This window comes from Thauera aromatica, assembly GCF_023093595.1.
Taxonomy (GTDB): domain Bacteria; phylum Pseudomonadota; class Gammaproteobacteria; order Burkholderiales; family Rhodocyclaceae; genus Thauera; species Thauera aromatica_A.
This window is the reverse complement of sequence record NZ_JALLIK010000106.1, coordinates 1-25,646: the sequence shown is the minus strand read 5'-3', so window position 1 is coordinate 25,646 and position 25,646 is coordinate 1. Positions and strand designations below refer to the sequence as shown.

The window sequence follows — 25,646 nt, the reverse complement described above, 5'->3', positions numbered from 1 at the left end:
GGGTGTGCGGGCGGGAGTGCCGGCCGGGGTGCGGGGGGAACGCCCGGCGGTGCGGGAACGAAACGCTGCGGGCCGGGGCGCCCGGCCTTGCGCGGTGCCGCGGCGCGCTTACTCGATCACTTTCGGCACCAGGTACAGCCCGGCTTCGGTCTGCGGGGCGACCTTCTGGAAGGCGTCGCGGCGGTCGGTTTCGGTGACGGCGTCGGCGCGCAGCCGGGTGGCGAGTTCCTGCGGGTGGCTCATCGGCTCGATGCCGGCGGTGTCGACCGCCTGCATCTGCTCGATGAGGCCGAAGATCCCGTCGAGCTTGGCGCGGGTGGCGTCGATTTCGGCGTCGGAAAGCGCGATCCGCGCGAGGCGGGCGATGTGCCCGACTTGTTCATTGGACAGCGACATGAGGTAACAAAACCTGCTGAATCCACAAAGGTTTGTAGGTTATCATAAGTCTCTTTGCCCCGCCCGGGGCTACAGCGCTTGGCGGTAGCGGACGGGCGTTCGCGATGCGGCACGCGACAAACACATCCACCGGCTTCGGAAGGTTTCATGTTCGGTTTCCTGCGCTCTTATTTCTCCAACGATCTCGCGATCGACCTCGGCACCGCCAACACCCTGATCTACGTGCGTGGCAAGGGCATCGTGCTGGACGAACCTTCGGTGGTGGCGATCCGCACCGAAGGCGGGCCCAACTCCAAGCGCTCGATCCAGGCGGTCGGCCACTCGGCCAAGCAGATGCTCGGCAAGACGCCGGGCAACATCACCGCGATCCGGCCGATGAAGGACGGCGTGATCGCCGACTTCGTCGTCACCGAGCAGATGATCAAGCAGTTCATCAAGAAGGTGCACGACTCGCGCCTGCTGTCGCCGAGCCCGCGCATCATCATCTGCGTGCCCTGCGGTTCGACCCAGGTCGAGCGCCGCGCGATCCGCGACGCCGCGCTTGCCGCCGGCGCCAGCCAGGTGTTCCTGATCGAGGAGCCGATGGCGGCGGCGATCGGCGCCGGGCTGCCGGTGTCGGACGCGACCGGCTCGATGGTCGTCGACATCGGCGGCGGCACCACCGAAGTCGGCGTGATCTCGCTCGGCGGCATCGTGTACTCGGGCAGCATCCGGGTCGGCGGCGACAAGTTCGACGAAGCCATCGTCAACTACATCCGCCGCAACTACGGCATGCTGATCGGCGAGACCACCGCCGAAAAGATCAAGAAGGAGATCGGCTCGGCCTTTCCCGGCTCCGAAGTGCGCGAGATGGAAGTCAAGGGTCGCAACCTCGCCGAAGGCATCCCGCGCAGCTTCACGATCTCGTCCAACGAGATCCTCGAGGCCCTGACCGAGCCGCTCAACCAGATCGTCTCCGCGGTCAAGATCGGCCTCGAACAGACTCCGCCCGAACTCGGCGCCGACATCGCTGACCGCGGCATGATGCTGACCGGCGGCGGCGCGCTGGTGCGCGACCTCGACCGTCTGCTGATGGAAGAGACCGGCCTGCCGGTGGTCGTCGCCGAGGAGCCGCTGACCTGTGTCGCGCGCGGTTGCGGGATGGCGCTCGACAAGATGGACAAGCTCGCTTCCATCTTCACCTCCGAGTGATGCACCGTCCCGGCCCGCCCGCCGGGGCCCTGCCAACCCGTACGACCTGACGGCTCCCGGCTTCGCGGATGTCATTCTCCGGCCATCAGACTCCTCCCATTTTCCGGCGCGGGCCCGCACCGCTGGTGCGCCTGCTCCTGTTCGTCGCCGTCTGCCTGCTGCTGCTGGTGGCGGATCTGCGTTTCCGCTATCTGGAAGTGATGCGCAACGCCCTGTCGGTGATCACCTATCCGCTGCAGATGGCGGCGGCGACGCCGGCCGACGTGGTGCGCAACGCTGCGCGCTACTTCGGCACCCTGATCGACATCCAGCTCGAGAACGCCGAGCTGCGCCGCCATCAGCTCGGCGCCGGGGAGCGCCTGCTGCGTTTCGAGCAGCTCGAACAGGAAAACACCCGCTTGCGCGAGCTGCTGCAGATGTCGCAGCGCGTCGGAGTCGAGAGCATCGCTGCCGAGATCCTCTACAACGCGCCCGATCCCTTCGCGCGCAAAGTCATCCTCGACCGCGGCGCGCAACAGGGCGTCGAGGCCGGGCTCGCGGTGGTCGATGCGCAGGGCGTGATCGGCCAGGTCAGCCGCGTCCACCCGATCCAGTCCGAAGTCACCCTGCTCACCGACCGCGGGCAGGCGATCCCGGTCAGCGTGGTGCGCAACGGCGTGCGCGGCGTGCTCTACGGCAACGGCCGCGGCACCCTGGAGATGCGCCACGCGCTCGCCGATGTCGATCTCCAGCCCGGCGACCGGCTCGTCACTTCGGGCCTCGACGGCGTCTTCGTGCCCGGCCTGCCGGTGGCGACCGTACTCCGCGTGGACCGCGACGCCGACGCCTTCGCCCGGATCGAGTGCGCGCCGCTGGCGGCGGTCGAGCGCAGCGTGCATGTGCTGGTGATCGGCCGTGCCGCCTATCCGCCGCCGCCGCCCGAAGCCGGCAAGGAGCGCTGAACCATGCAGCCCACCCACCGTTCGAGCCGGATCCTGCTGCCGGTCAAGCTCTGGTTCGTGGTCCTGAGCCTGTTCGTCGCCCTTGGCCTCGAATACATCCCGACCGGGCGTCTGCCCGGGCTGCCGAGCTGGGTGGCGCTGGTGCTGGCCTTCTGGTGCGTGCGCGAGCCGCTGCGCATCGGCATGGGCACCGGCTTCGTCCTCGGCCTGCTGGTCGACGTCGGCCTGGGGGCGGCGATGGGCCAGCATGCGCTCGCCTATGTGGTGCTGGCCTATTCCGCCAATCGCCTGGCGCGGCGGGTGCTCTGGTTTCCGCCGTGGCAGCAGGCGGTGCATGTACTGCCGCTGCTGCTGTTGAGCCAGGCGCTGATGATGGGGGTACGCCTGCTCGCCGGAGCCGAGTTTCCCGGCTGGTCGTATTTCCTGTCGAGCTTCAGCGCCGCCGTGCTGTGGACGCCGCTGTCTTTCCTCTTGCTGCTGCCGCAATACCAGCCGGTCGAGCGCGATGACAACCGCCCGATCTGAGGGCAGCCACCGGTGACCGCGTTCCGTGCCCCTGCCGCCGAACTCGCCCGCTTCCGCCTCCGGGTGCTGGCAGCGGCGGTCTTCGTGCTCTTGTGTTTCGGCCTGCTTGCGCTGCGCTTCTACGTCCTCCAGGTGCAGCGCCACGACTACTTCCTCACCCGCGCCGAGGACAACCGCATCGCCCTGCTGCCGGTGGTGCCGCATCGCGGCGCCATCGTCGATCGCAACGGCGTCGTGCTGGCGCGCAATTTCGCCACGTACACGCTGGAAATCACGCCCTCGGAAGTCCACGACCTGGACCTCACCCTCGACGAGCTGGCCGCGCTGGTGCCGATCGAGGCGCGCGACCGCCGCCGCTTCCGCAAGCTGCTCGAAGAGAGCCGCAACTTCGAGAGCGTGCCGCTGCGCAGCCGCCTGAGCGACGAGGAAGTCGCCCGCGTGGTTGCGCAGCGCTACCGCCTGCCCGGCGTGGACGTGAAGGCGCGCCTGCTGCGCGACTATCCCCAGGGCAGCACCGCAGCGCATGTGCTGGGCTATATCGGCCGGATCAATCCGCGCGACATCGAGCGCATCGAGGAGCGCGGCGAGACCGCCAACTACCGCGGCACCCAGCACATCGGCAAGGCCGGACTGGAGCAGTCCTACGAGGCCGAGCTGCACGGCACCACCGGCGTCGAGCAGGTCGAAGTCAATGCCGGCGGCCGCGCCGTGCGTGCCCTGTCGCGCACGGCCGCGGTGGCCGGCAATGACCTCGAGCTGACGCTGGACGTTGAGCTCCAGCGCGTCGCCGAGAACGCCTTCGGCGAGCGCCGCGGCGCGCTGGTGGCGATCGAGCCGGCCACCGGCGGCATCCTCGCCCTGGCGTCGATGCCCAGCTTCGACCCCAACCTGTTCGTCGATGGCATCTCCACCCAGGACTGGAAGGCGCTCAACGACTCGCCCGACCATCCACTGCTCCACCGCGCGATCTATTCCGCCTATCCGCCGGGCTCCACCTTCAAGCCCTTCATGGCCCTGGCCGGCCTCGAGGGCGGCAAGCGCACGGCGAAGCAGGCGATCCACGATGCCGGCTATTTCAACTTCGGCGGTCACCGCTTCATGGACGACAAGATCGGCGGCCACGGCATGGTCGATCTGCACAAGTCGATCGTCGAGTCGTGCAACACCTACTACTACCAGCTCGCCAACGATCTGGGGATCGACGGCATCGCCGCCTTCATGGCGCCGTTCGGCTTCGGCGCGCGCACCGGCATCGACCTGCCGGGCGAGGCCGCGGGCGTGCTGCCCTCGCCGCAATGGAAGCGCGAGCGCTTCCGCAAGGCGGAGCAGCAGCGCTGGTACGCCGGCGAGACGATCTCGGTGGGCATCGGCCAGGGCTACAACGCCTATACGCCGCTGCAGCTCGCCAACGCGCTGGCGGCGCTGGTCAACGACGGCAAGCTGTTCCGCCCGCACGTGGTCCGGCACGTGGTCGACCCGCGCAGCGGCGCGCGGCGGGTGATCGAGCCCGCGCCGCTACGCGAGATCCCGCTGCGCCAGGCGCACCTCAAGTCGGTGCTCGATGCGATGGTCGACGTGAACCGCAGCGGCACCGGGCGCCGCGCCTTCCAGGGGGCGCCCTACACCGTCGGCGGCAAGACCGGCACTGCCCAGGTGTTTTCGCTGCGCGGCCAGCGCTACGTCGAAGGCCGGGTGCGCGAGCGCCTGCGCGACCATTCCTGGTTCGTCGCCTACGCTCCGGCGGAAAACCCGCGCATCGCCCTCGCCGTGCTGGTGGAGAACGGCGGTTTCGGTGCCCAGTCGGCGGCGCCGATCGCACGCCAGGTGCTCGACTACTACCTGCTCGAGCGCCGCGCCGCGGCGCCGGCGGAGGAGGACACGGAAAGCGGCGAGGCGGTGGAGGACGAAGCCGCTGCGCCTGCGCCGCCGGCCGCCGCGCCGCCCGACGTTTCCCGGAGCGTGCCATGAACGAACCCCGCTTCAACCCCTTCGCCCTGGTCCGCGCCCTGGTGCGCCCGCTCGACCCGTTGCTGCTGCTGGTGCTGGCCACCCTGCTCGGCTACGCCCACCTGCTGATGCGTAGCGCCTCGCCCGAGCGCGTCGACACTCAGCTCATCCACTTCGCCGTGGCGCTGGGCGGGATGTGGCTGCTCGCCTGGCTCAGGCCGAAGCGCCTGCTCGCGCTCGCCGTCCCGCTCTATGCCCTCGGCGTGATCCTGCTGGTCGCGGTGGAGCTGTTCGGCGAAGTGTCAAAAGGCGCGCAGCGCTGGCTCGACCTGGGGGTGACGCGGATCCAGCCTTCCGAGCTGATGAAGATCGCGATGCCGCTGGTGCTGGCCTGGTTCTTCCAGCAGCGCGAAGGCGAGACCCGCTTCCTCGACTTCGTCCTCGCCGGCGTGCTGCTGGCGCTGCCGGTCGGACTGATCCTGATCCAGCCCGATCTCGGCACCAGCCTGCTGGTGGCCGCCTCCGGGTTGTATGTGATCTTTTTCGCCGGCCTGTCGTGGAAGCTGATCATTCCGCTGCTCGCGGCGGGGGTGATCGGGCTGGGCTCGATCGTCGCGTTCGGCGATACCCTGTGCCAGCCCGAAGTCGACTGGCAGGTGCTGCACGAATACCAGAAGCAGCGTGTGTGCACCCTGCTCGATCCTACCCGCGATCCGCTCGGCAAGGGCTTTCACATCATCCAGTCGACGATCGCGATCGGTTCGGGCGGGATCACCGGCAAGGGCTGGATGGACGGCACCCAGACCCACCTGGCCTTCCTTCCCGAGCGCCACACCGACTTCATCTTTGCGGTGCTGGCCGAGGAGTTCGGTCTGCTCGGCACGCTCGTGCTGCTCGCCACCTACGCCGTGCTGCTGCTGCGCGGCTTCGCGATCGCGGCGGCGGCTCCCACCCACGCCTCGCGCCTGCTCGCCGGAGCGATCACGCTGATCTTCTTCACCTATGCTTTCGTGAACATGGGCATGGTCAGCGGCATCCTGCCGGTGGTGGGGGTGCCGCTGCCTTTCATCAGCTACGGAGGAACCGCGCTCGTCACCTTGTGTTTGGGCATCGGTATCCTGATGAGCATCCAGCGCAGCCGCTTCGCCGACAAGGGCTGAGCGCGGAACCGAGAGAGAAGAACGATGAATTGCCAACCTGCCGCCCTGCCGCCGTCCGCCGCCTGTGGCCCTTGCCGGCCTTCCCCCCTGACCCTGACGCGGGTCGCCTCCGTCCTGAGCCTGGCCGCCGCCGCCGCCTTGCTGTCGGCTTGCGGCTCCGCTCCGCTGCGCGGTCCCGGCGATTCTGCGGACCCCTCCGGGCCGCGCGCCGATGCTCCGGCGGCGGTCAAGCCCCGGCGCGGAGGCGGCTACTACAAGGACGACGGTCCGGACGACGCACCGCCGGACAACCTCGACGCGGTGCCCGACGCCGAGCCGCGCGCCGAGCCCCTGCACCGCTTCGCCAACCGCCCCTACCACGTCATGGGGCAGAGCTTCGTGCCCGCCACCGAGCTGCGCCCGTTCCGCCAGCGCGGCCACGCGAGCTGGTACGGGCGCCGCTTCCACGGCAGTCCCACCTCCAGCGGCGAGCCCTACGACATGTACGCGATGACCGCGGCACACCCGACGCTGCCGATCCCGAGTTACGCGCGGGTCACCAACCTGGACAACGGCCGCTCGGTGGTGGTGCGGGTCAACGACCGCGGCCCCTTCCTGCGCGGACGGGTCATCGACCTGTCCTACACTGCGGCGTACAAGCTGGGCTACGTGAATGTCGGCAGCGCCCAGGTCGAAGTCGAGCAGATCCTCCCCGACGAGGCTCCGCTGGTGGCCGGCGCCCGGCCGGTGCCGCCGCTGCCGGCGCGCGGCAACGAGGGCGTGGTGGCGGCTGAGGCGCCCGCCCTCGCGCCCCGCGCGCTGGCGCCGCTGGCGTCGGCTGCGCCGGCCGCCGCGCGCGCTGCCGGGGCGGCCGGGATCGCGCCGCCGATCGCTTCGGCCAGCGGCGGCATCTTCCTGCAACTGGGCGCCTTCGCCTCCTATGCCAATGCCGAAGGTTTCCGCGATGCGGTGCAGACCCAGGCCGCATCCCTCGCCGAGCGCTTCGAAGTGTTCACCGACGGCGAGCGTTTCCGCCTCCATGCCGGCCCCTACGACAGCGTCGCCGCGGCGCGCAGCGCCGCCGAGCGCATGGCTTCGTTGCTCAAGCTCAAGCCGCTGGTGGTCGTGCGTTGAGCGTGGGTGGGGATCGCGGCTATGGTTGCAACAAAGGCTTTCGGCTTTTGGCCTGTTTTCGGGTGACGCCTATAATCGGGCGCTATCACCTCCTTTCTTTTCACCTTCCCCGGGTTTCGTCATGCGTTTTCTGATCGCGGTTTTCGTTTCACTGTTTTCCCTGGGCGCGCTCGCGCAGTCGGTGCCGCCGCCGGCGTTGGCCGCCAACGCCTGGATCCTGATCGATCACGCCACCGGCCAGACCCTGGCGGCGAAGGACCCCGATACCCGCATCGAACCGGCTTCGCTGACCAAGCTGATGACCGCCTACCTGACCTTCGCCGCGATGAAGGCGGGCACGATCACCGCCGAGCAGGTGGTGCCGGTGTCCGAGCGCGCCTGGCGCATGGAAGGCTCGCGGATGTTCATCGAGCCGCGCAAGCCGGTGACCGTCGACGAACTGATCAAGGGGGTGATCGTGCAGTCGGGCAACGATGCCTGCGTCGCCCTGGCCGAGCTGATCGCCGGCAGCGAGGAAGGCTTTGCCGCGCTGATGAACCGCGAAGCCCAGCGCCTGGGGATGGTCAACACCCACTTCACCAACTCCACCGGCCTGCCCGACCCGCAGCTGTACACCACCGCCGGCGACCTCGCCCGCCTGGCCAGTGCGATCGTGCGCGACTTCCCCGAGTACTACAGCCTGTATTCGATGAAGGAGTTCACCTACAACGACATCCGCCAGCCCAACCGCAACCGCCTGCTGTACATGGACCCGACCGTCGATGGCATGAAAACGGGCCACACCAGCACCGCCGGCTACTGCCTCGTGTCCACCGCCGAGCGCGGACCGCGCCGGCTGATTTCGGTGGTGCTGGGGGCGGCTTCCGATACCGTGCGCGCGCAGGAGTCGCTGAAACTGCTCAACTACGGCTTCCAGTTCTTCGAGACGGTGAAGCTGTACAAAGCCGACGAGGCGCTGTCGCAGTTCCGGGTGTGGAAAGGCCAGCTCAACGAGTTGCCGGTCGGCTTCGCCCAGGACTTCGTGATTTCGCTGCCGAAGGAAGCGGCGGACAAGATCCAGGTCACCCTGGAGAGCCGGCAGCCGCTGGTGGCGCCGCTCGACAAGGGCCAGGAGGTCGGCACCCTGACCCTGACCGTGGATGGCAAACCGGCCGGACAGTACCCGGTGGTGGCGCTGCAGGAGGTGCCGGTGGCGGGTTTCTTCGGCCGCCTGTGGGATGCGATCGTGATGCTGTTCAAGCAGCTGTGAGCGCGATCAACACCGCCTTCGTCAATGGCGCCTACCTGCCGCTGGCCGAGGCGCGGGTGTCGCCGATGGACCGCGGCTTCCTGTTCGGCGACGGCGCCTATGAAGTGATCCCGGTGTATTCGCGGCGGCCCTTCCGCATCGACGAGCACATCGCCCGCCTGGCGGCGACGCTGGCGGCGATGCGGATGGACAACCCCCACCCGGCGGCCGAATGGAAGGCGATCGTCGCCGAACTCGTCGCACGCAACCCGTGGGAGGACCAGTCGGTCTACCTGCAGGTGACGCGCGGCGCCGACGTGAAGCGCAACCACGCCTTCCCCGGGCCGGAAGTGAAGCCCACCGTGTTCCTGATGAGCGAGCCGCTGCCGGCGCCGGACGCCGAGCAACTCGCGCGCGGCGTGGCGGCGGTGAGCGCTGCCGACATCCGCTGGCTGCGCTGCGACCTGAAGACGGTGTCGATGCTCGCCAACTGCCTGCTGCGCCAGCACGCGATCGACCACGGTTGCGCCGAGACCGTGCTGTTCCGCGACGGCTTCCTGACCGAAGGCGCGGCTTCGAGCATTTTCGTGGTCAGGGACGGCGTGCTGCGCGTGCCGCCGAAGAGCCACCTGATGCTGCCCGGCATCACCTACGACGTGGTCCTCGAACTGGCGCGCACCCACGGCCTGCACCACGTAGTGGGCGAGGTGCTCGAAGCCGAAGTGCGTGCCGCCGACGAGCTGTGGATGACTTCGTCGACCAAGGAGGTGCTGCCGATCACCACGCTCGACGGGCGCCCGGTGGGCAGCGGCAGCCCCGGGCCGGTGGCACGGCAGATGCATGGCTGGTACCAGGACTTCAAACGGACGGTAATGCGAAATGGCGGATGAACAAGGCGCGCGGACGCGCCAGAGCCTGCTCGAATTTCCCTGCGATTTCCCGATCAAGGTGATGGGGGCGCGGGTGGACGGCTTTGCCCAGGCGGTGATCGAGGTCGTGCTGCGCCACGCCCCCGATTTCGACCCCGCCGGCGCCGAAATGCGCCCGTCGAGCAAGGGCAACTACCTCGCGGTGACCTGCACGTTCCGCGCGGTGTCGCAGTTCCAGGTCGATTCGATGTACCGCGAGCTGACCGCGCACCCGATGGTCAAGGTGGTGCTGTGAGCGCCGGCTGCGCCGGCCTTGCGCACGATGCGCTCCCGGCGCCGGGCGAGGGCGCCGGCGAACTCGATCGCGCCCGCCCGTCCTGCGTGGTCAAGCGCCTCGGCGTGGTGGACTACGCGCCGGCTCTTGAGGCGATGCGGGTGTTTACCGCTGCCCGCGAGGCGGCCACCGCCGACGAGATCTGGCTGCTCCAGCATCCGCCGGTATTTACCCTCGGTCAGGCGGGCAAGGCCGAGCACCTGTTGCAGAACCCGGCCGGCATTCCGCTGGTGCACATCGACCGCGGCGGCCAGATCACCTACCACGGCCCCGGCCAGCTTGTCGCCTATCTGCTGATCGACCTGCCGCGGCGCGCGCTCAAAGTGCGCGAACTGGTGCTGCTGATGGAGCAGGCGATCATCGATACGCTGGCCGATTACGGGATTGCAGCCGAGCGCAAGAACGGCGCTCCCGGAGTGTACGTCGCCGGCGACAAGATCGCCGCGCTCGGCCTGCGGGTCCGGAAGGGCTGCAGTTATCACGGACTGGCGCTCAACGTGAATGCCGATCTCACCCCCTTCGGCTGGATCAACCCCTGCGGCTACCCCGGCCTCAGGACGGTCCGCATGCACGATTTCGGCGTCGCCGACGATGTGGCGGCGGTGGGCGAGCGCCTGCTCGGGCACCTGCAGCGCCTGCTGCCGCCGATGCGGGCTGTCGAAGCGGCGCCGTCCGGTTCATAATCCGCGCTCGGGCCACCCCCGACCGAACACTGTCGTTCGACCACCCTCGTCCGACAACACCGCTTTCCCCTTTCCCACCGGAACCCACAGAGAACAGCGACCATGGAAACCCCCGTTCGCAAGCAGCGCGGCGCCGACAAGACCGCCCGCATCCCGATCAAGATCGTTCCTGCCGAGCGCCTGAAAAAACCCGACTGGATCCGCATCCGGCTCGGTGCCGGCACGGAAGCCGAACGTTTCAACGAGATCAAGTCCACGCTGCGCGAGCACAAGCTCCACACCGTGTGCGAAGAAGCCTCCTGCCCGAACATCCACGAGTGCTTCGGCAAGGGCACCGCGACCTTCATGATCATGGGCGACATCTGTACCCGGCGCTGCCCCTTCTGCGACGTCGGCCACGGCCGCCCTGCGCCGCTCGACGCCGCCGAGCCGGCCGAGCTGGCGCGGACCATCGCCGCGATGCGGCTCAATTACGTGGTGATCACTTCAGTCGACCGCGACGACCTGCGCGATGGTGGCGCCCAGCACTTCGTCGACTGCATCCGCGAAACCCGCGCCGCCTCGCCCGCGACCGCGATCGAAGTGCTGGTGCCCGATTTCCGCGGCCGCATGGAGATCGCCCTCGACATCTTCGACGCCGCCCCGCCCGACGTCATGAACCACAACCTCGAAACCGTGCCGCGCCTGTACAAGCAGGCCCGTCCCGGCGCCGACTACGCGTGGTCACTGAAGCTGCTGCAGGCGTTTAAGGCGCGCCATCCTGAAATCCCGACCAAGTCGGGGCTGATGGTCGGCCTCGGCGAGACCGACGACGAAATCCTCGAGGTGATGCGCGATTTGCGCGCGCACGACGTCGAGATGCTCACCATCGGCCAGTACCTGCAACCGTCCGGCGGCCATCTGCCGGTGCTGCGCTACGTGCATCCGGACACCTTCAAGATGTTCGAGACCGAAGCGCTGAAGATGGGCTTCAAGAACGCCGCCTGCGGCCCGATGGTGCGCTCGAGCTACTGGGCCGACCAGCAGGCCCACGGCGCCGGCGTGGTCTGACGCTCGAAACCGCCCGGCACATACCGAGCGCGGTGTCTGGCAGAAGGCCTCAGGGGCAGCCCTTGCAGCCGTCCGTCTGTGCGTTGAGGAAGACCGCCTGCGCGATGTCGGCCCCGGTGAGGTCGGCATCAGTGAGTTGCGCGCGGGTGAAGTTGGCGCCTTGCAGCTTGGCGCCGGCGAAGGAGGCGCCCGACAGCTTGGCCGCGCGCAGGTTGGCGCGCTGCAGGTCGGCGCCGTCGAAGCGGGTGCGCTCGGCGCGGGCATTGGTCAGATCCGCCCCCCCGAGCTGGGCGCCGCTGAAGTCGGCGTCGTGCAGATCGGCGTTCTGCAGGATCGCGTTGCGCAGGTTGGCGCCTTTCAGGCTGGCGCCGACGAGGCGGGCACCGCGCAGATTGGCGCGCATCAACGAGGCTTCGTCGAGCGTGGCGCCGGCGATCTCGGCCTGGGAGAAATTGGCCTCGTCGAGCGTCGCGCGGCGCAGGTCGGCGCCCGACAGGTCGGAGCGGGTGAACTGCGAGTTGGCCAGATTCACCCCGGCGAGCTGGGCACCGTTCAGGTTCATGTTGGTGCACAAGGTGCCGCGACGGATGTCGCAGCCGCCGACATTGCCTGGGCGTTGCGCCGCGGCGGATAGCGGCAGCGCGAGCAAGGCCGTGGCGGACAGGGTGGCGAGCAGCGCGGCGCGGGTCTTGGGCATGGACGATGGAGTGCGGGTTCGGTCGTTGATCCGACAGGCGGAAATCGGCTGGGTTCGGCGTTTCTCTTCGGTCTCGGGGCGGAGCGCGGAAGGGGGAGGCCGCGGGCGCGACCACGTTCCGATGCGCGGCGATTGTGCGTGAGACCCCGCGTCTTGTCACCTGCCGGGCCTGCCGCTGTTCACGCGATGAGCTCGCAGGAGCGGCGGCGCCGATCTGTAACGCCGGCGGACCCGCTACGGATGATCGGCTAGAATTACGCTCCGCCACCCGTCCGGGTGGCTTCGTTTTTCCGTGCCGCCGACGATGTCCGCCCTCCTCAATGCCCCGCAGCGCGAAGCGATCCGCTACCTCGACGGCCCCTGCCTGGTGCTCGCCGGCGCCGGTAGCGGCAAGACGCGGGTGATCACGCACAAGATCGCGCACCTGATCAACGAGTGCGGCATCGGCCCGGCCAACATCGCCGCGATCACCTTCACCAACAAGGCCGCCAAGGAGATGCAGGAGCGCGTCGCCCATCTCATGGGCGGGCGGGTGCCGAAGGGGCTCACCGTGTGCACCTTCCACGCCCTGGGCGTGCGCATCATCCGCCAGGAGGCGAAGCACTGCGGGTTGAAGCCGCAGTTCTCCATCCTCGACGCTTCGGACACCGTGCAGATCGTCGCCGACGTCGCCGGCGACAGCGACAAGGGCATCGCCAAGCAGATGCAGTGGCAGATCTCGTCGTGGAAGAACGCGATGATCACGCCTGAGGAGGCGGCGCAGCTCGCCGACAACGAGATCGCCTCGGTCGCGGCGAAGCTCTACAAGGAGTACGAACGCACCCTGCGCGCCTACCAGGCGGTGGATTTCGACGACCTGATCGCGCTCCCGGTGCGCCTGTTCGACGCCCACCCCGAAGTGCGCGAGCGCTGGCAGAACAAGCTGCGCTACCTGCTCGTCGATGAGTACCAGGACACCAACCGCGCCCAGTACCGGCTGCTGCGCCTGCTCTCGGGCGTGCGCGGTGCGTTCACCGCGGTGGGCGATGACGACCAGGCGATCTACGCCTGGCGCGGCGCCGACGTCGAGAACCTGAAGCTGCTGCAGACCGATTATCCGAAGCTGAAGGTGATCAAGCTCGAGCAGAACTACCGCTCCTCGCGCCGCATCCTGGAGGCCGCCAACACCGTCATTGCCCACAACGAGAAGCTGTTCGACAAGCGCCTGTGGTCCGAGCACGGCACCGGCGAGCAGATCGTCGTCACCAACTGCCGCGACGCCGAGCACGAGGCGGAGTGGGTGGCGACCAAGATCGCCGCGCACAAGTTCGAGCACCGCACCCGCTTCAAGGACTACGCCGTGCTCTACCGCGGCAACCACCAGGCGCGCATCCTCGAGCAGCAGCTGCGCAACCAGCGCATCCCCTACGTGCTGTCGGGCGGGCAGAGCTTCTTCGACAAGGCCGAGATCCGCGACCTGATTGCCTACCTGCGCCTGCTGCTCAACGAGGACGACGACCTCGCCTTCATCCGCGCCATCACCACGCCGCGCCGCGGCATCGGCCCGAGCACGCTGGAAGCGCTCGGCGCCTACGCCGGGCGCCGCCACATCAGCCTCTTTGCGGCGGTGTTCGAGGAAGGCGCGGCGCAGCACCTGAACGCCAAGCAGCTCGCCGGTGTGCACGAATTCGCCGGCTTCATCAACCGCCTGCAGTACCGCGCGCCGCGCGAGCCGGCGGCGCAGCTGCTCGAAGACCTGCTCGCCGCGATCGGCTACGAGGCCTGGCTGTTCGAGCATTGCGACACCCGCGAGGCCGAGTCGAAGTGGAGCAACGTGCGCGACTTCGTCGGCTGGCTGGGCAAGAAGGGCGAGGAGGACGGCAAGAACCTGATCGAGCTCACCCAGACGATCGCGCTGATGTCGATGCTCGACAAGGACGACCCCGACTTCGACGGCGTCCAGCTCGCTACCTTGCATGCGTCGAAGGGGCTGGAGTTCCCCCATGTGTTCCTCGTCGGCGTCGAGGAAGGCCTGCTGCCGCACCAGAGCAGCATCGACGAGGACAAGGTCGAGGAAGAGCGCCGCCTGATGTACGTCGGCATCACCCGCGCCCAGCGCAGTCTCAACCTCACCTGGTGCGAGCGGCGCAAATCGGGCAAGGAATTCCGTACCTGCGAGCCGAGCCGCTTCATCGCCGAGATGGGCGGCGACATCAGGATGAACGACCGCAAAACCGCCGCGCCGGTGTCGAAGGAAGAAGGCAAGGCGCGGCTGGCCAACCTGATGGCGATGCTCGAGGGGCGCGGCGGCGAGGGCGGCTGAGCCACGGCCCTCGGGCTGCCACCGGACGATTGCATCGCCGCCGTGAGGCGAGGGTGACGCGGGCGGGAGCCGGGGAAGGCGGGCAGCAAAAAGGGCAGCGCGTGGCTGCCCTTTTTGCTGCGGAGGCGGTCGGCGCCGCCCTGCCTTACTGTTCGACCGGCGGCTCGGTGTAGCCGGCGCCGGCGGTGTTGGCGAGGTAGGCCACCGCGCGCTTGACTTCGGTGTCGGTCAGGTCGCTGCCGCCACCGCGCGGGGGCATCGCCCCCTTGCCGGCGATCGCCGAGGCGGTCAGGCCGTCCAGGCCGAGCGCCAGGCGCGGCTTCCATTCGTCGGCGTTGCCCGCTTTCGGCGCACCCGCCGCGCCGGTGTCGTGACAGGCGGTGCACAGCGAGGTGTAGATCTGCTCCCCGGTCCGGCTGCCGGGGGCAACGGTGACCGCCTGGACTTCGAGTCGGGCGACGGGCTGGATCAGCGAGGCGCTGAGTTCGGGGTCGATCGCGTCCGGCTTGCCGCACGCGGTCAGCGCTGCGGCAGCGGCCACCGCGGCAAGGGGCAGGGCAAGGCGGGCGGGTCGCCGGTGGGGGCGCGGAGCGTGGGGCTTGGGCATGCTCGGTTCCTTTGACTTGTTGTACGGCGCAAGGCGAAAGCCGGGATTATAGCGGGCGTCACCCCGTTGTGGCAGCGCGCCATGGACTTTGCCGGCGAAGCGTTATATGCTTGCCGGCCTCGCGCGCAGCAAGCCGCGCGACCCGCGCGCCCGTAGCTCAGCTGGATAGAGTACTGCCCTCCGAAGGCAGGGGTCGGACGTTCGAATCGTCTCGGGCGCGCCAAAGAATTCAATGGGTTAGGTCTTAAGGGGCCTAGCCCATTTTCTTTTTGGCCCACGCTTGGCCCGTTTTTGGCCCATCCTTGGCCCTCGTCCTGGCGGGCCATCACTTGGAGCCAGCGGTTTCGACCCTTGCTTCCCTGGCCCGGTATCACCGCCCAATTGACCGCTACTTCTGGGCATCGCCTACGCCGTCGTCGTCGGCAGGCTTCAAGTTGGGTAGATGCTCGGCAAGCTGCTCAAGCCGGCATGCGAAGTAGTCGCACAGCTTGTCCAGGTTATCCGTCACGGTGCTGTAGCCCGGGTGGTTGGCGATTTTCGACAGGGTCATCCGGTTGATACCCGTCTGGGCCGCGACCTCCGTCATCGTGATCACGCGACGTTCCCGAAACTCCTTTTCTGCGATGAGCTCCTTGAGTCGGAACCTGATCATGTGAGCACCTGAGCCTGTTTTCTAACGGGTGATGAAAAATATTATCGCCTGATGTTGACATCCTGCAAAGGCGTGATTAAATTTGTTATCAGGTGATCTTAAATGTAGATCGCTGATAACCGATCAGATCAAGGAGGCTGTGATGTCGCTGACCTATCTAACCACCGACGAGCTCGCGGGGCTCATCAAGTACGACCCGCGGACGATCCGTGAGCGGCTGAAGGATTCGGTGCTCATCGAAGGAACACACTACATCCGCCCCTTCGGCGGCAGGAAGATCCTCTACATCTGGGAGCATATCGAGCGCGATATGGGGCTCACCTCGAGTGTCTCCAGCTTCGCAATCCCGATGGCAAATGGCGGGGTGTGTCATGGGTAGCATTCGCAAGCATAGCCAAACGGGGTTTCTTTTCTTCGACTTCCGTTATCAGGGTGTGCGCTGCCGCGAGTACACCGCGCTCCCTGAGACCGCTCCGAACAAAAAGAAGCTTGAGAAGGTTTTGAGCGCGATCGAGGCCGACATCGCCGCCGGAACCTTCGACTACCGCCGCTTCTTCCCCGGCAGCAAGAACGCCGCGAAGTTCGATCCAGCCCATGGAGGGATGGTCGGGTCGGCAACCGCTGCTGTGGTTGCGTTGCCGTCGGCGGCAGCCAGCGTCCCGAGCACGCCGCTCTTCAAGGACTTCGCCGAGACCTGGTTCGCCGAGAAAGAGGTGGAGTGGCGTCGCTCGTACCGCACGACGATCCGCCGGGAGCTCGACCGTGCGCTGATCCCTAAGTTTGGGGAGAAGGAGGTCGGCCAGATCTCCAAGGCGGACGTCCTTGCCTATCGCGCCGAGCTCGGCAAAGCGACCGCGAAAGGCAAGCAAAGCAAACTGTCTGCGGCAAGGATCAACAAGATGTTGAACCCGCTCAGGCAAATCCTCAATGAAGCGGCCGACCGCTTTGATTTTCGCACGCCGTTCGACAGCGTGAAACAGCTCAAGACGAAGCGGACCGATGTCGACCCCTTCACGCTCGCCGAGGTGAAGCAGGTCCTCGACACCGTGCGGCCCGACTTCAAGCACTACTTCACCGTGCGCTTTTTCACCGGCATGCGCACGGGCGAGATCGATGGTTTGCAGTGGAAGTACGTCGACTTCGAGAACCGCCTGATCTTGGTTCGCGAGACCGTGGTGGGTGGCGAGGAGGAATACACCAAGACCGACGGCAGCCAGCGCGACATCCAGATGAGCCAATTGGTCTTTGATGCACTCAAGGCGCAGTTCGAAGCCACAGGCAAGCTCAGCAAGTTCGTGTTCTGCAACCGGCTGGGGACTCCGCTCGACCACAAGAACGTCACGAACCGGGTGTGGTATCCGCTGTTGCGACACCTCAACCTCAAGAAGCGCCGCCCGTATCAGTGTCGCCACACCGCGGCGACGTTGTGGCTCGCCAGCGGCGAGGCGCCGGAGTGGATCGCCCGCCAGCTCGGGCACACCACCACCGAGATGCTCTTTCGCGTGTATTCGCGTTACGTGCCCAACTTGACGCGGCGTGACGGCTCGGCCTTCGAGCGACTCATCACGCAGACCTTGGGCACGACCTTGCCGGTGAAAACCGGGCAGGACGAAAACACCGTGCCGGAAACCGAGTCGGTCGCCGAACAGGCCGATGAAGGAGAGCATCATGACTGAACAGCACCTGCCCATCCCTTCCGCTGCTCCGGACAACGTGGTGGCGAAGCTGCCACCGATCTTTCGTGTGGAATCGATCAGCCGTTTGCCGCTCGATAATCACTATGCCCTGAACCGCGCGGTGCTGTTTCACGAGCGCGCCAGCCTGATGGTCGAGTGGCCTTCGCGCAAGGTCGACGCCCGGCTCGGCGTCGGCAGCCTAGTGTCGATCCGCTGGCTTGGCAGGCCCGAGAGTCTGGGGGGTGCGGTACGCATCAGCCGCCTCGCGGTGCTCGAGCGCCCGGAGCCGAGTGTCGACGTATTCCAGACGATCCCGACAGCCTGGGTGCAGGAGCGCACGCTGGTCAGTCGTGCCAGTGCGTTGTGGCAGAGGCTGTCACCCCACTTCCAGCACTTGTTCAACGCCATCTTCTGGGACGCGTCGCGGCTGCACCGCTACCTGCTCGGCGCGAGTTCGCTGAGAGGGCACCACAGCGGTGCACACGGCAACCTCCGCCACACGCTGGAAGTGGCGGAGCAGGCGCTCAAGATGGCCGAGAGCCAGGCGCTCGCCTGCCCGGACGTGCTCCTGATGGCGGCCTTGCTCCATGACGCCGGTAAAGCCGACGAGTACTGCCTGGGCGGTAGCGGCCTCGAGATGACGACGCGCGGCAAGCTCATCGGCCACCGCCACACCATCATCGAGTGGATCGCGGCGGCCGTCGCCAACGCCCGCGTCTGCATCCCCGAGCCCCAGTACGTCGGCCTGATCCATGCGCTCACGAGCGCACGCGGCGCCCCGGAGTGGCTCGGGCTGCGCGAGCCCTGCACGCTCGATGCGATCCTGCTCTCGGCTGCGGACCGGCTCTCGGGGCAGATCGAGCTGATGGCGCGGCACTCGCCGGCCCAGGCAGGCTTCGGGCGCTTTCATCCCCACCTGCGCGGACAGCCCTACGTGGTTGGGACAAGCGTCTGAAGGAGCGGGCGATGCCAGCACCGGCAACGGGAATGTGAGCGCGTTCGGGGAGCACGAAGCCAGCCGGCGTGATCGCACGCGCAGTCCATCAGCCCCCGCAGTCCAACGTGGCTGCGGGGGTTTCTTGATTTTTCCCTGCCCTGCCCAAGCCCCCGAAATCTTCCAGATCCCGCTCGACGACCTCGATCCGGCGGGCCTGCCGCCGCGCGGCACGCCCGAGTTCGAGCAGACGGTGATCGGGCGCTACGCGCTCGACTACGCGGCGCGCGGCTGGCAGGCCGTGGTGGCGGTCGATGACGCGTTCGCGCGCACTGGGCGCGCAGGCGAGGCGCTGCCGTTCTTCCGCCAGGCGGCGTGCACGTGGGCAGGGGCGTTCGCACCGGCGCTGATCGCTGCCGAGGCGGCGCCGAGCTATGTCCGCGACCCCGCGTTCCGGCGAGGGTTATCGTATGACCGCGCTTTTCGTGGCTTCACGCATGCAGTGCCTTCAATCTCGCGCGGTAGTCGATCGCCTCAAGGTGAACCGATGCGCTGAGCATGCCACGCAGAATGAAAAGGCGTGGTGCTCGCGCAAAGTCGAAGACACGATACGGCAGAAAGCATCTTCCTCGTCTGCATGATTGGGCCTATGTCCAACAGGCCGACCTGGACGCCAATGACTATAACGCCGCGCTGATCGGAAGATGGACGCGTGGGCTGCTGATTCGGCGCCGCGTGCTCGGTGGTGAGCTGGCGTTCTTTACCACCTGGGCTCCAGCCGGGACGACGGTGGAACAACTGGCCTGGGTGGGATAGCGTCCGTCAAGGCGCCCCGCGCAGAGAAGCCCGCCTCGGGCTACGCCCTTCGCGGGCTTCTCTGCGCACACTCGCGGTCAGTAACTCGACTACACTGAACATCGGCTGCTCCATGACGAGCAGCTAAATTGCCTGGGTAAAATTCAACGCGCACCGCTGGGTAGTTTTAGACGCGCGCCGACAGGCTGATCAACTGCGGCGGCGCATCGCTGGCCGATTCAGTTCAGTTTTACTGGCCCGGGGGCCAGGGCGGTGTGGCGCTCATCCGGGCGCAGTTCGCGCATTGCTGCTCGGGCTGCCGTGTGAGGCAACGCCTGTGAGCAGCAGCGAGCGCAGCAGTTCCGTCTGTACCTTGAGCGTGAGATGGGTACGAACGCGGGCGCGTACCACGGCAGGGTTGAAGGGCTTGGCGATGAAATCCACGCCGCCGGCTTCGAGTGCCGCTGCCTCGTCGGCCGGCGTGGTGCCGGCCGTCACGAAGATCACCGGAATGTCGGCAAAGGCGGGTTCAGCTTTCAGCTGTCGGCAGGTTTCCAGACCATCCATGCCGGGCATCACAACGTCGAGCAGGATCAGGTCGGGCGGTGGTTTGCTGTGGCAGAAGTCCAGCGCCTGCTGGCCGCTTGTAGCCACGAACACCTCATGGTTGGCCTGGAATATCTGGTAGAGCGACTGCAGGTTGATCGGCTGGTCGTCGACGATCAGCAAGCGAGGCCGCTCTGGCAGCTGGGCCAGTGCGTGGAGCTCGGGCGGCAGGTTGTAAGGATATGTCATGATTTCAGATCCGCTTCGAGTCCGTCGATTATCTTGCGGGCAGTGGTGAAATCGAAAGCCTGCAAGGCGTCGTCGAGTGGGGCCAAGCTTTGGGCGAACGCTGCCCCGGCCTCCTGTTTGAACGCGGCAAACACATCCAGTGCGCGCATATTGGACTCCGCAAGCAAGGCATCCAGCGCTTCGAGTCGTTCCCGGAACTGAGCTGGAGTCATCTCTCCTTCAGCGGTTTTCTGCTCGGGGGCAAGCGCATCGGCCACCGTCCGCAGCGTGGCCGCTGCCGATGCCAGCTCGACCACCAGGTCGGTCAGTTGGCGCAGGAGGTCGGTGTCGGGTGCTTCCCTGATCGCCGCTTCGATGTCGGCAGCCTGCTGCTGCAAGGCTTGTGCGCCCAGCGTGGCCGCCAGGCCCTTCAGCGTATGCATCTCTTTGGCCAGCGTTGAATGATCACTGCGCTGCCAGGCGGCCATGGCGTTTGCCAGGATGGCCGCACCATCTGCACCAAAGCGTCGTGCCAGTTGGACAAAAAGGTCGGGGTTGCCATCGACCCTGGCCAGCGCAGCGGCCAGGTCGAAGTCCTCGGGTATCTCGGGTAGCGCAGGTGGCTGGCGGACCTCAGCGGGTGCGTGGCCGACCGGTGTCCGGCGGCAATGCCGCAGCAGACAGTCGATCAGGACACGGATGTCGATCGGCTTGCCCACATGGTCGTTCATGCCGGCTGCGATGCAGGCCTCGCGGTCGGCGGGCATGGCATTCGCGGTCATCGCGATGATCGGCGTGGTGATGCCGGTTTCGGTGCGCAGGATGCGGGTGGCGGTGTAGCCGTCCATCGTCGGCATCTGGATGTCCATCAGGATCGCATCGAAAGGCCGGGCGGCAGCGCGGACGCATTCGATGCACTGCAGGCCGTTGCTGGCGATTTCGATCTCTGCTCCAGCGCGGGACAGCAACTCGCGGGCCACCTGCTGATTGAGCGGATGATCCTCGACCAGCAGCACCCGCAGGCCGGCGAGTGGCTGTTTCGTCTGGGCAAGCTGCTCGCCGGTGGACTGAGGGATGCTTTTCTCGCCGCCGGTAGCCTGGGAAACTGCATCGAACAGCATCGACGGGGTCACCGGCTTGACCAGCAGGCCGTCGAGCGCCTGGGGGTGCTTGACCAGTTGCTCCTCGACCAGCTCACGGCCATGGGCCGTCACCATCAGGATGGCCGGCAGACGGCCCGGATGGCTGGAACGCAGCTGCTGCAGGGTTGCCCAGCCGTCCATGTCGGGCATGATCCAGTCCACGCAGAGCACGTCGAAGGGCTGTCCAGCGTCGTCGGCCGCGCGCAACTGTTCGAGTGCCTGCCTGCCGCTGGCGACTATTGTCACTTGCCAACCAAAGGATTCGGCCATCGCAGCGAGCACCTCGCGGGCGGTGGCGTTGTCGTCCGCGATCAGCACCCTCAGCGGCTGGGCCGTCTGGCGGGGTGGAGTGCTGGCAGATTCCTGTGCGTGCGCTTCGGCATCGCGGCTGAAGCGGACGGAAAAATGGAAATGGCTACCCTGTCCCGGCACGCTTTCCACCGCCAGCTCGCCACCCATCAGCTGCACCAGTCGCCGGCTGATCGCCAGCCCCAGACCAGAGCCGCCGAAGCGTCGGGTGGTCGAGGCGTCCGCCTGCTCGAAGGCGCTGAACAGCCGGGGCAGGACGTCCGGCGCAATGCCGATGCCGGTGTCGCGCACCGAAAACTCGATGTGCACCGCCTCCGGCGTTTCCTCCAGCAACTTCAGCGCGACCACCACCTCGCCGCGCTCGGTGAATTTGATCGCGTTGCCGGCCAGATTCAGCAGCACCTGCTGCAGGCGCAGTCCGTCGCCGCGCAGTGCATGCGGCAGCCCGGGATCGAGCTGGAACAGCACCTCGACGGCCTGGCTGCGTACCGCTCCGGCCAGCATCACCGACAGGTTGCGCAACATCTCGTCGAGCCGGAAGGGCAGCACGTCGAGCTCCAGCTTGCCGGCCTCCACCTTGGAAAAGTCGAGAATGTCGTTGAGCAGGCCCAGCAGGGACTGCCCGGCACCCTGCGCCTTGCGCACATAGTCCAGCTGCCGCGCGTCCAGCCGGGTCAGTTCCAGCAACTGCAGCAGACCCAGCACCGCGTTCATCGGCGTGCGGATCTCATGGCTCATGTTGGCGACGAAGGCACTTTTTGCCCGGCTGGCGGCCTCGGCCTCGATGCTGCGCTTCTCGAGCTCAGCATTGCTGACTTCGAGTTGCTGCTGGATGCGCTTGATCGCCGAAATGTCGGCTACATGTGCGAAAAAGCCCAGCACATGCCCGCCCACCACATGCCCGCCCACCACATCCGGGATGTAATGCGCCCAAGTGTAGCCGATGCTGCCGTCGGGCTTGATCAGGGTGCGTTCGAACTCCTGCGGCTGGCCGGCGAGCGCACCGCGGATGAAGGGCTCGTTCTGCCGGAACAGCTCCTCGCCCATCAGCGCCGCGATCTCGATGCCCTGCATCTCTTCGGGGGATTTGCCAAACCATTCCAGGTAGGACTTGTTGGCGAAACGGCAGCGCAGGTCGTTGTCCCAGTAGCCCACCATGCCGGGGATGATGTCCACCAGCGAGCGCATGAAGCGTTCGCTCTCGGCCAGGGCTGCGTCGGCCTGACCCTGCTGGGCCTGCAGCCATCTGCGTCGCCGCTGGCTGCGCTGCAGCCAGACCAGGCTCAGCAGCGCGAACGTACCGAACAGCCCGGCCTCGTACCAGGCACGCTGACGCCAGTCCGCGTACAGTGCGCCGACGTCCCGGCTGATCGCCGCCACCAGCGGTTTGTCCATCCGCAGTCCGGCCGGCCAGATGGTGTGCAGCGCCATCAGCCGGTACTCGCCAGTGGCCAGCACGGTGCCTTCCAGCACCTGTGCCGTCAGGCCGCTGTTCATGTGTCGTGTGAAGAAGCTGCCGGGCTGCGCCAGATTCTTGCCGGGCAGTTCATTGACCGCCGGCTCCGTCATCAGCAGCAGGCCGTCGCCATGCGCCAGCGCCGCCCACATGTCCGGTTCGTACAGCACAGCGCCGAGTTCCGCCCGCAGTTCTTCCGGATCGAGGGTGGCGGTGATGACCCCGGCAAACGAGCCGTCCGGGCCGGGAACCATCCGTGTGACGATCATCGTCCAGACGCCGAGCACGGTGCGGAAGGGCGGGCTGACATACAGGCGGTCGGGGTCGGGCTGCGCACGCGGTGTCTGAAAATACTGACGCTCGCTGAAGTTCTGCCCCAGCAGTTCCGGTCGGCTGGCTGCGATGACCTTGCCCGAGGCGTCGAGCACCAGGAAAGTACGCACGCTGCGCATCGCGTCGGCAAAGGCGGCGAGGCGTGAATTGGCTCTATCCACCCTATCCTGCTGCAACTGCCAGACCGGCAGGTTGTCACGGATGTTGGTCAGTGTGCGGTTGATCACATCGAGCGTACGGCTCACCGAGTGCTCGATGACCCGGGCCTGCACCCCCAGCCGGTCATGCTCGTGCCGGCCGATTCCGTCGTACTCCCTATAGTTAGACCAGCCCAGCGCGCAGCCGACCACCAGCAGGCTGGCGATCAGCAGTAGCCATTCGATCTGGAAGCGGTCGCGTATCAGGGCCGTCATCAAGGGTCCATTCGTGCAATCGGGCAGCCCCCGACCAAGCCTTGGTCATTCGGCCCGTAGCCTGCATGGCAGCGGGGAGGTCAGGCAAAGTCCTGCCCCGTGCTCAGGGAACGCATCTTAACCCGGTCAGCTAGGCGCATTCAGCACGCCAGCGTGTGGCTCACCCGTTCGAAGCCGAGCCGGGTGCCAGGGACTGCACGAGAATCACGGTCAGATCGTCATGCAGCTTGCCGTGGTCCGTGAAATGACCCACTTCAGCACGCATCTTGTCCAGGGTGCTTTGTGGGCTCAGCCCGACTTGCTGACTGTGTTGCAGAGCGTTCTTGACCCGTTCGATGCCATACTGGTTCTGCTGGCCGTCCGTCGCTTCGGAGAGTCCGTCTGTAAACACCAGCAGTGTGTCGCCCTGCCGCATCGGGGTGACATGCTCGACATAAATTTCTTCCTGCATCACGCCCAGTGGCATGTTGTCGCCGAGCAGTTCCTGCACCTCGCCCTGACCGGTCGCCAGCAGGGTGGGGCCATGCCCGGCATTGACCCAGGTCACGGTGCTGGCCGCATGGTCGAAGCGCAGCAGCGACAGGGTCACGAACACGCCGAGATCGATCAGATGCGGAGAGGTCCGCGCATGGATCGCATTGATCAGCGCGGCCGGTGAGGGCAGGCCCTGGCCATTGGCGCCGATCATCAGGTCGAGGAAGACCTCGCGGTAGGTGTTCTTGACCCCGGCCCCGACCAGCGCGGCGGACACGCCCTTGCCCATCACGTCGCCGGTCAGCACTTCGAAACTGGCCGGGCCGAGGGTCGTGAAGGTATAGAAATCGCCATCCACGACCTGCGAGGCTTCCGAAAAACAGGCGATCGAGTAGGCCGGCATGTTCGACGGCAATTGTCCGAACAGCAATTGCTGCTGGATGTTTGCGCTGATTTCCAGCTCGCGCTGTCGTGCCCGGATGGCAGCCTGCTCGGCTTCATGTTTTGACGTGATGTCGAGCTGAATGGCGACGTAACGGGAGGTGCGACCCTGGTCATCCTTGACCGGCGCAATATGCGCCTCGGCCCGATAGATCCGGCCATCCTTGGCGCGGTTGATCAGTTCGCCCGACCATACCTCGCCACGATGCAGCGTGGCCCACAAGTTCTTGTAAACATCCCGTCCGGTCAGGCCCGAACTGAGCAGTCTGGGGTTCTTGCTCACGACTTCGTCGGCGGTGTAACCCGTGCTGCGGACGAAATGCGGGTTGACGTATTCGATCAGTCCGGCAGGGGAGGTGATCAGCACCGAGGTCGGGCTGTACTCCAGTGCAGTGGCCAGCACGCGCATTTTCTCCTGCGCCTGCTGGGTTTCGAGCAGGCTTTGAGCCAGCTTGAGATTGAGCGCTTCGAGATCCTTGCGTTGCTGTACCAGACCCAGATGAAGCTGGACCCGCGCCAGCACGACTGCCGGATTGAAGGGTTTCTGGATGAAGTCCATCGCACCCGCGGCCAGCGCCCTGAATTCGCTCGCTGCATCGGACATCGCCGTGATGAAGATCACCGGAATGTCGCACAGGGCCGGCATGCGCTTGATGGCATCGAAGACTTCGAAACCGTCCATGCCCGGCATCATCACATCGAGCAGGATCAGGTCGGGTCGGGCCGAGCGGGTCAGTAAATCCAGGGCTTTCGGGCCGGATGTCGCAATGCTGACATCGCAGTCGGACTCGAGGATTTTCGCGAGCGTCTCGATGTTCGAGATCGCATCGTCGACGATCAGGATGTTCGAGCGATGGCCCGGCATTTTGTGTGGTGGTTCAATGGTGCTCAGGCTGTTGTTCATGCTGGGCATGGGCTTGCATTCAGCCCCTGAAGGTAGCATGGATCCGGTTTGAGGAAGCACAGCGAATCCGTCCGTTGTTCTGCCCTCGAGTGTATCGCGCGATTGGAAGGCGAAATGCCGGGGGCCTCTCAACTTGCAAGTTGTTTGCAGTTCTGACACAACGGCCAGACGGTGCTTTGTTGTAATGATCCTAGAAACCTCAGTTGGTGAGGTGCAGTTTGCCCGTAATACTGGCAGGCTAAGGGTTTGGCGTTGATCAAGGAAGTCACCCGATGGGTGAGTCGAAATTGAAGCGTTCGG

At 66.5% G+C, this 25,646-nt stretch carries 23 protein-coding genes, 1 tRNA gene and 1 pseudogene; 18 read left to right on the top strand and 7 right to left on the bottom strand.

The genetic code is table 11. The annotated features are described in order from the left end of the window. Positions 1-108: 108 nt before the first annotated feature. Entirely contained in the window at positions 109-396 is a 288-nt protein-coding gene (gene gatC, locus MXC99_RS12025; RefSeq protein ID WP_107219551.1) for an Asp-tRNA(Asn)/Glu-tRNA(Gln) amidotransferase subunit GatC, read from the bottom strand. Between the two features lie 147 nt (positions 397-543). On the opposite strand from gatC, the gene MXC99_RS12020 reads away from it, so the two are divergent. The 11 genes from MXC99_RS12020 (at position 544) to lipA (ending at position 11,437) form a co-directional block, all read left to right on the top strand. After that, on the top strand, positions 544-1,587 hold the full coding sequence (locus MXC99_RS12020; protein WP_075146708.1) for a rod shape-determining protein: 1,044 nt from the start codon (positions 544-546) through the stop codon (positions 1,585-1,587). Between the two features lie 68 nt (positions 1,588-1,655). Then, positions 1,656-2,528 carry a rod shape-determining protein MreC gene (gene mreC / locus MXC99_RS12015; protein WP_247725685.1) on the top strand — a complete coding sequence of 291 codons (873 nt, stop codon included), beginning with the start codon at positions 1,656-1,658 and terminating at the stop codon, positions 2,526-2,528. A gap of 3 nt (positions 2,529-2,531) precedes the next feature. Continuing rightward, entirely contained in the window at positions 2,532-3,053 is a 522-nt protein-coding gene (mreD, locus tag MXC99_RS12010; protein WP_247725684.1) for a rod shape-determining protein MreD, read from the top strand. Positions 3,054-3,065: 12 nt separating this feature from the next. After that, positions 3,066-5,021 carry a penicillin-binding protein 2 gene (gene mrdA / locus MXC99_RS12005; RefSeq protein WP_247725683.1) on the top strand — a complete coding sequence of 652 codons (1,956 nt, stop codon included), beginning with the start codon at positions 3,066-3,068 and terminating at the stop codon, positions 5,019-5,021. Continuing rightward, positions 5,018-6,160: a rod shape-determining protein RodA gene (gene rodA, locus MXC99_RS12000; protein ID WP_247725682.1), complete on the top strand. Its 1,143-nt coding sequence runs from the start codon at positions 5,018-5,020 to the stop codon at positions 6,158-6,160. The genes mrdA and rodA overlap by 4 nt, the downstream gene beginning before the upstream one ends. Before the next feature lie 24 nt (positions 6,161-6,184). Next, entirely contained in the window at positions 6,185-7,273 is a 1,089-nt protein-coding gene (locus MXC99_RS11995) for a septal ring lytic transglycosylase RlpA family protein (RefSeq protein ID WP_247725681.1), read from the top strand. 121 nt (positions 7,274-7,394) lie between these two features. Further along, the gene (locus tag MXC99_RS11990; protein ID WP_247725680.1) at positions 7,395-8,522 is read left to right on the top strand and encodes a D-alanyl-D-alanine carboxypeptidase family protein; all 1,128 of its coding nucleotides are present in this window, start codon (positions 7,395-7,397) and stop codon (positions 8,520-8,522) included. A 5-nt stretch (positions 8,523-8,527) separates the two neighbouring features. Continuing rightward, positions 8,528-9,391 carry a D-amino acid aminotransferase gene (locus tag MXC99_RS11985; protein WP_247725798.1) on the top strand — a complete coding sequence of 288 codons (864 nt, stop codon included), beginning with the start codon at positions 8,528-8,530 and terminating at the stop codon, positions 9,389-9,391. Further along, entirely contained in the window at positions 9,381-9,665 is a 285-nt protein-coding gene (locus tag MXC99_RS11980; protein WP_075146715.1) for a YbeD family protein, read from the top strand. The genes MXC99_RS11985 and MXC99_RS11980 overlap by 11 nt, the downstream gene beginning before the upstream one ends. A gap of 86 nt (positions 9,666-9,751) precedes the next feature. Further along, a complete protein-coding gene (gene lipB / locus MXC99_RS11975; RefSeq protein WP_282100155.1) occupies positions 9,752-10,387 on the top strand; it encodes a lipoyl(octanoyl) transferase LipB in 636 nt (211 codons plus the stop codon). Positions 10,388-10,489: 102 nt separating this feature from the next. After that, complete coding sequence (gene lipA, locus MXC99_RS11970) at positions 10,490-11,437, top strand: lipoyl synthase (RefSeq protein WP_247725679.1); 948 nt, start codon at positions 10,490-10,492, stop codon at positions 11,435-11,437. Between the two features lie 49 nt (positions 11,438-11,486). On the opposite strand, the gene MXC99_RS11965 is transcribed toward lipA, so the two are convergent. Further along, entirely contained in the window at positions 11,487-12,134 is a 648-nt protein-coding gene (locus tag MXC99_RS11965; RefSeq protein WP_247725678.1) for a pentapeptide repeat-containing protein, read from the bottom strand. Positions 12,135-12,438: 304 nt separating this feature from the next. Here MXC99_RS11965 and MXC99_RS11960 point away from each other — a divergent pair, with 304 nt between their 5' ends. After that, positions 12,439-14,436 (top strand): UvrD-helicase domain-containing protein, encoded by a 1,998-nt coding sequence (locus MXC99_RS11960; protein ID WP_247725677.1) that lies wholly within the window; start codon positions 12,439-12,441, stop codon positions 14,434-14,436. Positions 14,437-14,581: 145 nt separating this feature from the next. Here the strand turns inward: MXC99_RS11960 and MXC99_RS11955 are convergent, their stop codons facing one another. Next, positions 14,582-15,043, bottom strand: a complete 462-nt coding sequence (locus MXC99_RS11955) for a c-type cytochrome (protein WP_247725676.1) — start codon at positions 15,041-15,043, stop codon at positions 14,582-14,584. 146 nt (positions 15,044-15,189) lie between these two features. Between MXC99_RS11955 and MXC99_RS11950 the strand changes: the two genes are divergently transcribed. Beyond that, positions 15,190-15,266, top strand: a tRNA-Arg gene (locus MXC99_RS11950). 165 nt (positions 15,267-15,431) lie between these two features. Here MXC99_RS11950 and MXC99_RS11945 read toward each other — a convergent pair. Then, the gene (locus tag MXC99_RS11945; RefSeq protein WP_282100154.1) at positions 15,432-15,638 is read right to left on the bottom strand and encodes a helix-turn-helix domain-containing protein; all 207 of its coding nucleotides are present in this window, start codon (positions 15,636-15,638) and stop codon (positions 15,432-15,434) included. Between the two features lie 199 nt (positions 15,639-15,837). Here MXC99_RS11945 and MXC99_RS11940 point away from each other — a divergent pair, with 199 nt between their 5' ends. The 5 genes and pseudogenes from MXC99_RS11940 to MXC99_RS11920 form a co-directional block, all read left to right on the top strand. After that, positions 15,838-16,074: a hypothetical protein gene (locus tag MXC99_RS11940; RefSeq protein WP_020685467.1), complete on the top strand. Its 237-nt coding sequence runs from the start codon at positions 15,838-15,840 to the stop codon at positions 16,072-16,074. Continuing rightward, positions 16,067-17,371, top strand: coding sequence for an Arm DNA-binding domain-containing protein (locus tag MXC99_RS11935; protein WP_247725675.1), 1,305 nt, complete (start codon positions 16,067-16,069; stop codon positions 17,369-17,371). Before MXC99_RS11940 ends, MXC99_RS11935 begins: the two co-directional genes overlap by 8 nt. Beyond that, on the top strand, positions 17,364-18,326 hold the full coding sequence (locus tag MXC99_RS11930; RefSeq protein WP_247725674.1) for an HD domain-containing protein: 963 nt from the start codon (positions 17,364-17,366) through the stop codon (positions 18,324-18,326). The genes MXC99_RS11935 and MXC99_RS11930 overlap by 8 nt, the downstream gene beginning before the upstream one ends. 124 nt (positions 18,327-18,450) lie before the next feature. Continuing rightward, positions 18,451-18,861: a hypothetical protein gene (locus tag MXC99_RS11925; protein ID WP_247725673.1), complete on the top strand. Its 411-nt coding sequence runs from the start codon at positions 18,451-18,453 to the stop codon at positions 18,859-18,861. Positions 18,862-18,932: 71 nt separating this feature from the next. Further along, positions 18,933-19,115 (top strand): annotated as a pseudogene (locus MXC99_RS11920) (IS701 family transposase); the annotation flags it as partial. Between the two features lie 267 nt (positions 19,116-19,382). On the opposite strand, the gene MXC99_RS11915 reads toward MXC99_RS11920, so the two are convergent. From MXC99_RS11915 to MXC99_RS11905, 3 genes are all read right to left on the bottom strand, one after another. Beyond that, complete coding sequence (locus MXC99_RS11915) at positions 19,383-19,895, bottom strand: response regulator (RefSeq protein ID WP_247725672.1); 513 nt, start codon at positions 19,893-19,895, stop codon at positions 19,383-19,385. Then, the gene (locus MXC99_RS11910) at positions 19,892-23,527 is read right to left on the bottom strand and encodes a response regulator (protein ID WP_247725671.1); all 3,636 of its coding nucleotides are present in this window, start codon (positions 23,525-23,527) and stop codon (positions 19,892-19,894) included. The genes MXC99_RS11915 and MXC99_RS11910 overlap by 4 nt, the downstream gene beginning before the upstream one ends. A 160-nt stretch (positions 23,528-23,687) precedes the next feature. Beyond that, the gene (locus MXC99_RS11905) at positions 23,688-25,346 is read right to left on the bottom strand and encodes a SpoIIE family protein phosphatase (protein ID WP_247725670.1); all 1,659 of its coding nucleotides are present in this window, start codon (positions 25,344-25,346) and stop codon (positions 23,688-23,690) included. Positions 25,347-25,646: the final 300 nt, after the last annotated feature.

Bases quoted from the DNA above. Each gene is read 5' to 3' on its own strand.
- MXC99_RS12020 (WP_075146708.1), top strand. From the start codon at position 544: ATGTTCGGTTTCCTGCGCTCTTATTTCTCCAACGATCTCGCGATCGAC.
- rodA (WP_247725682.1), top strand. From the start codon at position 5,018: ATGAACGAACCCCGCTTCAACCCCTTCGCCCTGGTCCGCGCCCTGGTG.
- MXC99_RS11935 (WP_247725675.1), top strand. From the start codon at position 16,067: ATGGGTAGCATTCGCAAGCATAGCCAAACGGGGTTTCTTTTCTTCGAC.
- mreC (WP_247725685.1), top strand. From the start codon at position 1,656: ATGTCATTCTCCGGCCATCAGACTCCTCCCATTTTCCGGCGCGGGCCC.
- MXC99_RS11990 (WP_247725680.1), top strand. From the start codon at position 7,395: ATGCGTTTTCTGATCGCGGTTTTCGTTTCACTGTTTTCCCTGGGCGCG.
- MXC99_RS11995 (WP_247725681.1), top strand. From the start codon at position 6,185: ATGAATTGCCAACCTGCCGCCCTGCCGCCGTCCGCCGCCTGTGGCCCT.
- MXC99_RS11930 (WP_247725674.1), top strand. From the start codon at position 17,364: ATGACTGAACAGCACCTGCCCATCCCTTCCGCTGCTCCGGACAACGTG.
- MXC99_RS11960 (WP_247725677.1), top strand. From the start codon at position 12,439: ATGTCCGCCCTCCTCAATGCCCCGCAGCGCGAAGCGATCCGCTACCTC.
- MXC99_RS11980 (WP_075146715.1), top strand. From the start codon at position 9,381: ATGGCGGATGAACAAGGCGCGCGGACGCGCCAGAGCCTGCTCGAATTT.
- MXC99_RS11965 (WP_247725678.1), bottom strand. From the start codon at position 12,134: ATGCCCAAGACCCGCGCCGCGCTGCTCGCCACCCTGTCCGCCACGGCC.
- lipA (WP_247725679.1), top strand. From the start codon at position 10,490: ATGGAAACCCCCGTTCGCAAGCAGCGCGGCGCCGACAAGACCGCCCGC.
- MXC99_RS11940 (WP_020685467.1), top strand. From the start codon at position 15,838: ATGTCGCTGACCTATCTAACCACCGACGAGCTCGCGGGGCTCATCAAG.
- gatC (WP_107219551.1), bottom strand. From the start codon at position 396: ATGTCGCTGTCCAATGAACAAGTCGGGCACATCGCCCGCCTCGCGCGG.
- MXC99_RS11915 (WP_247725672.1), bottom strand. From the start codon at position 19,895: ATGACATATCCTTACAACCTGCCGCCCGAGCTCCACGCACTGGCCCAG.
- MXC99_RS11905 (WP_247725670.1), bottom strand. From the start codon at position 25,346: ATGAACAACAGCCTGAGCACCATTGAACCACCACACAAAATGCCGGGC.
- MXC99_RS11910 (WP_247725671.1), bottom strand. From the start codon at position 23,527: ATGACGGCCCTGATACGCGACCGCTTCCAGATCGAATGGCTACTGCTG.
- mreD (WP_247725684.1), top strand. From the start codon at position 2,532: ATGCAGCCCACCCACCGTTCGAGCCGGATCCTGCTGCCGGTCAAGCTC.
- MXC99_RS11955 (WP_247725676.1), bottom strand. From the start codon at position 15,043: ATGCCCAAGCCCCACGCTCCGCGCCCCCACCGGCGACCCGCCCGCCTT.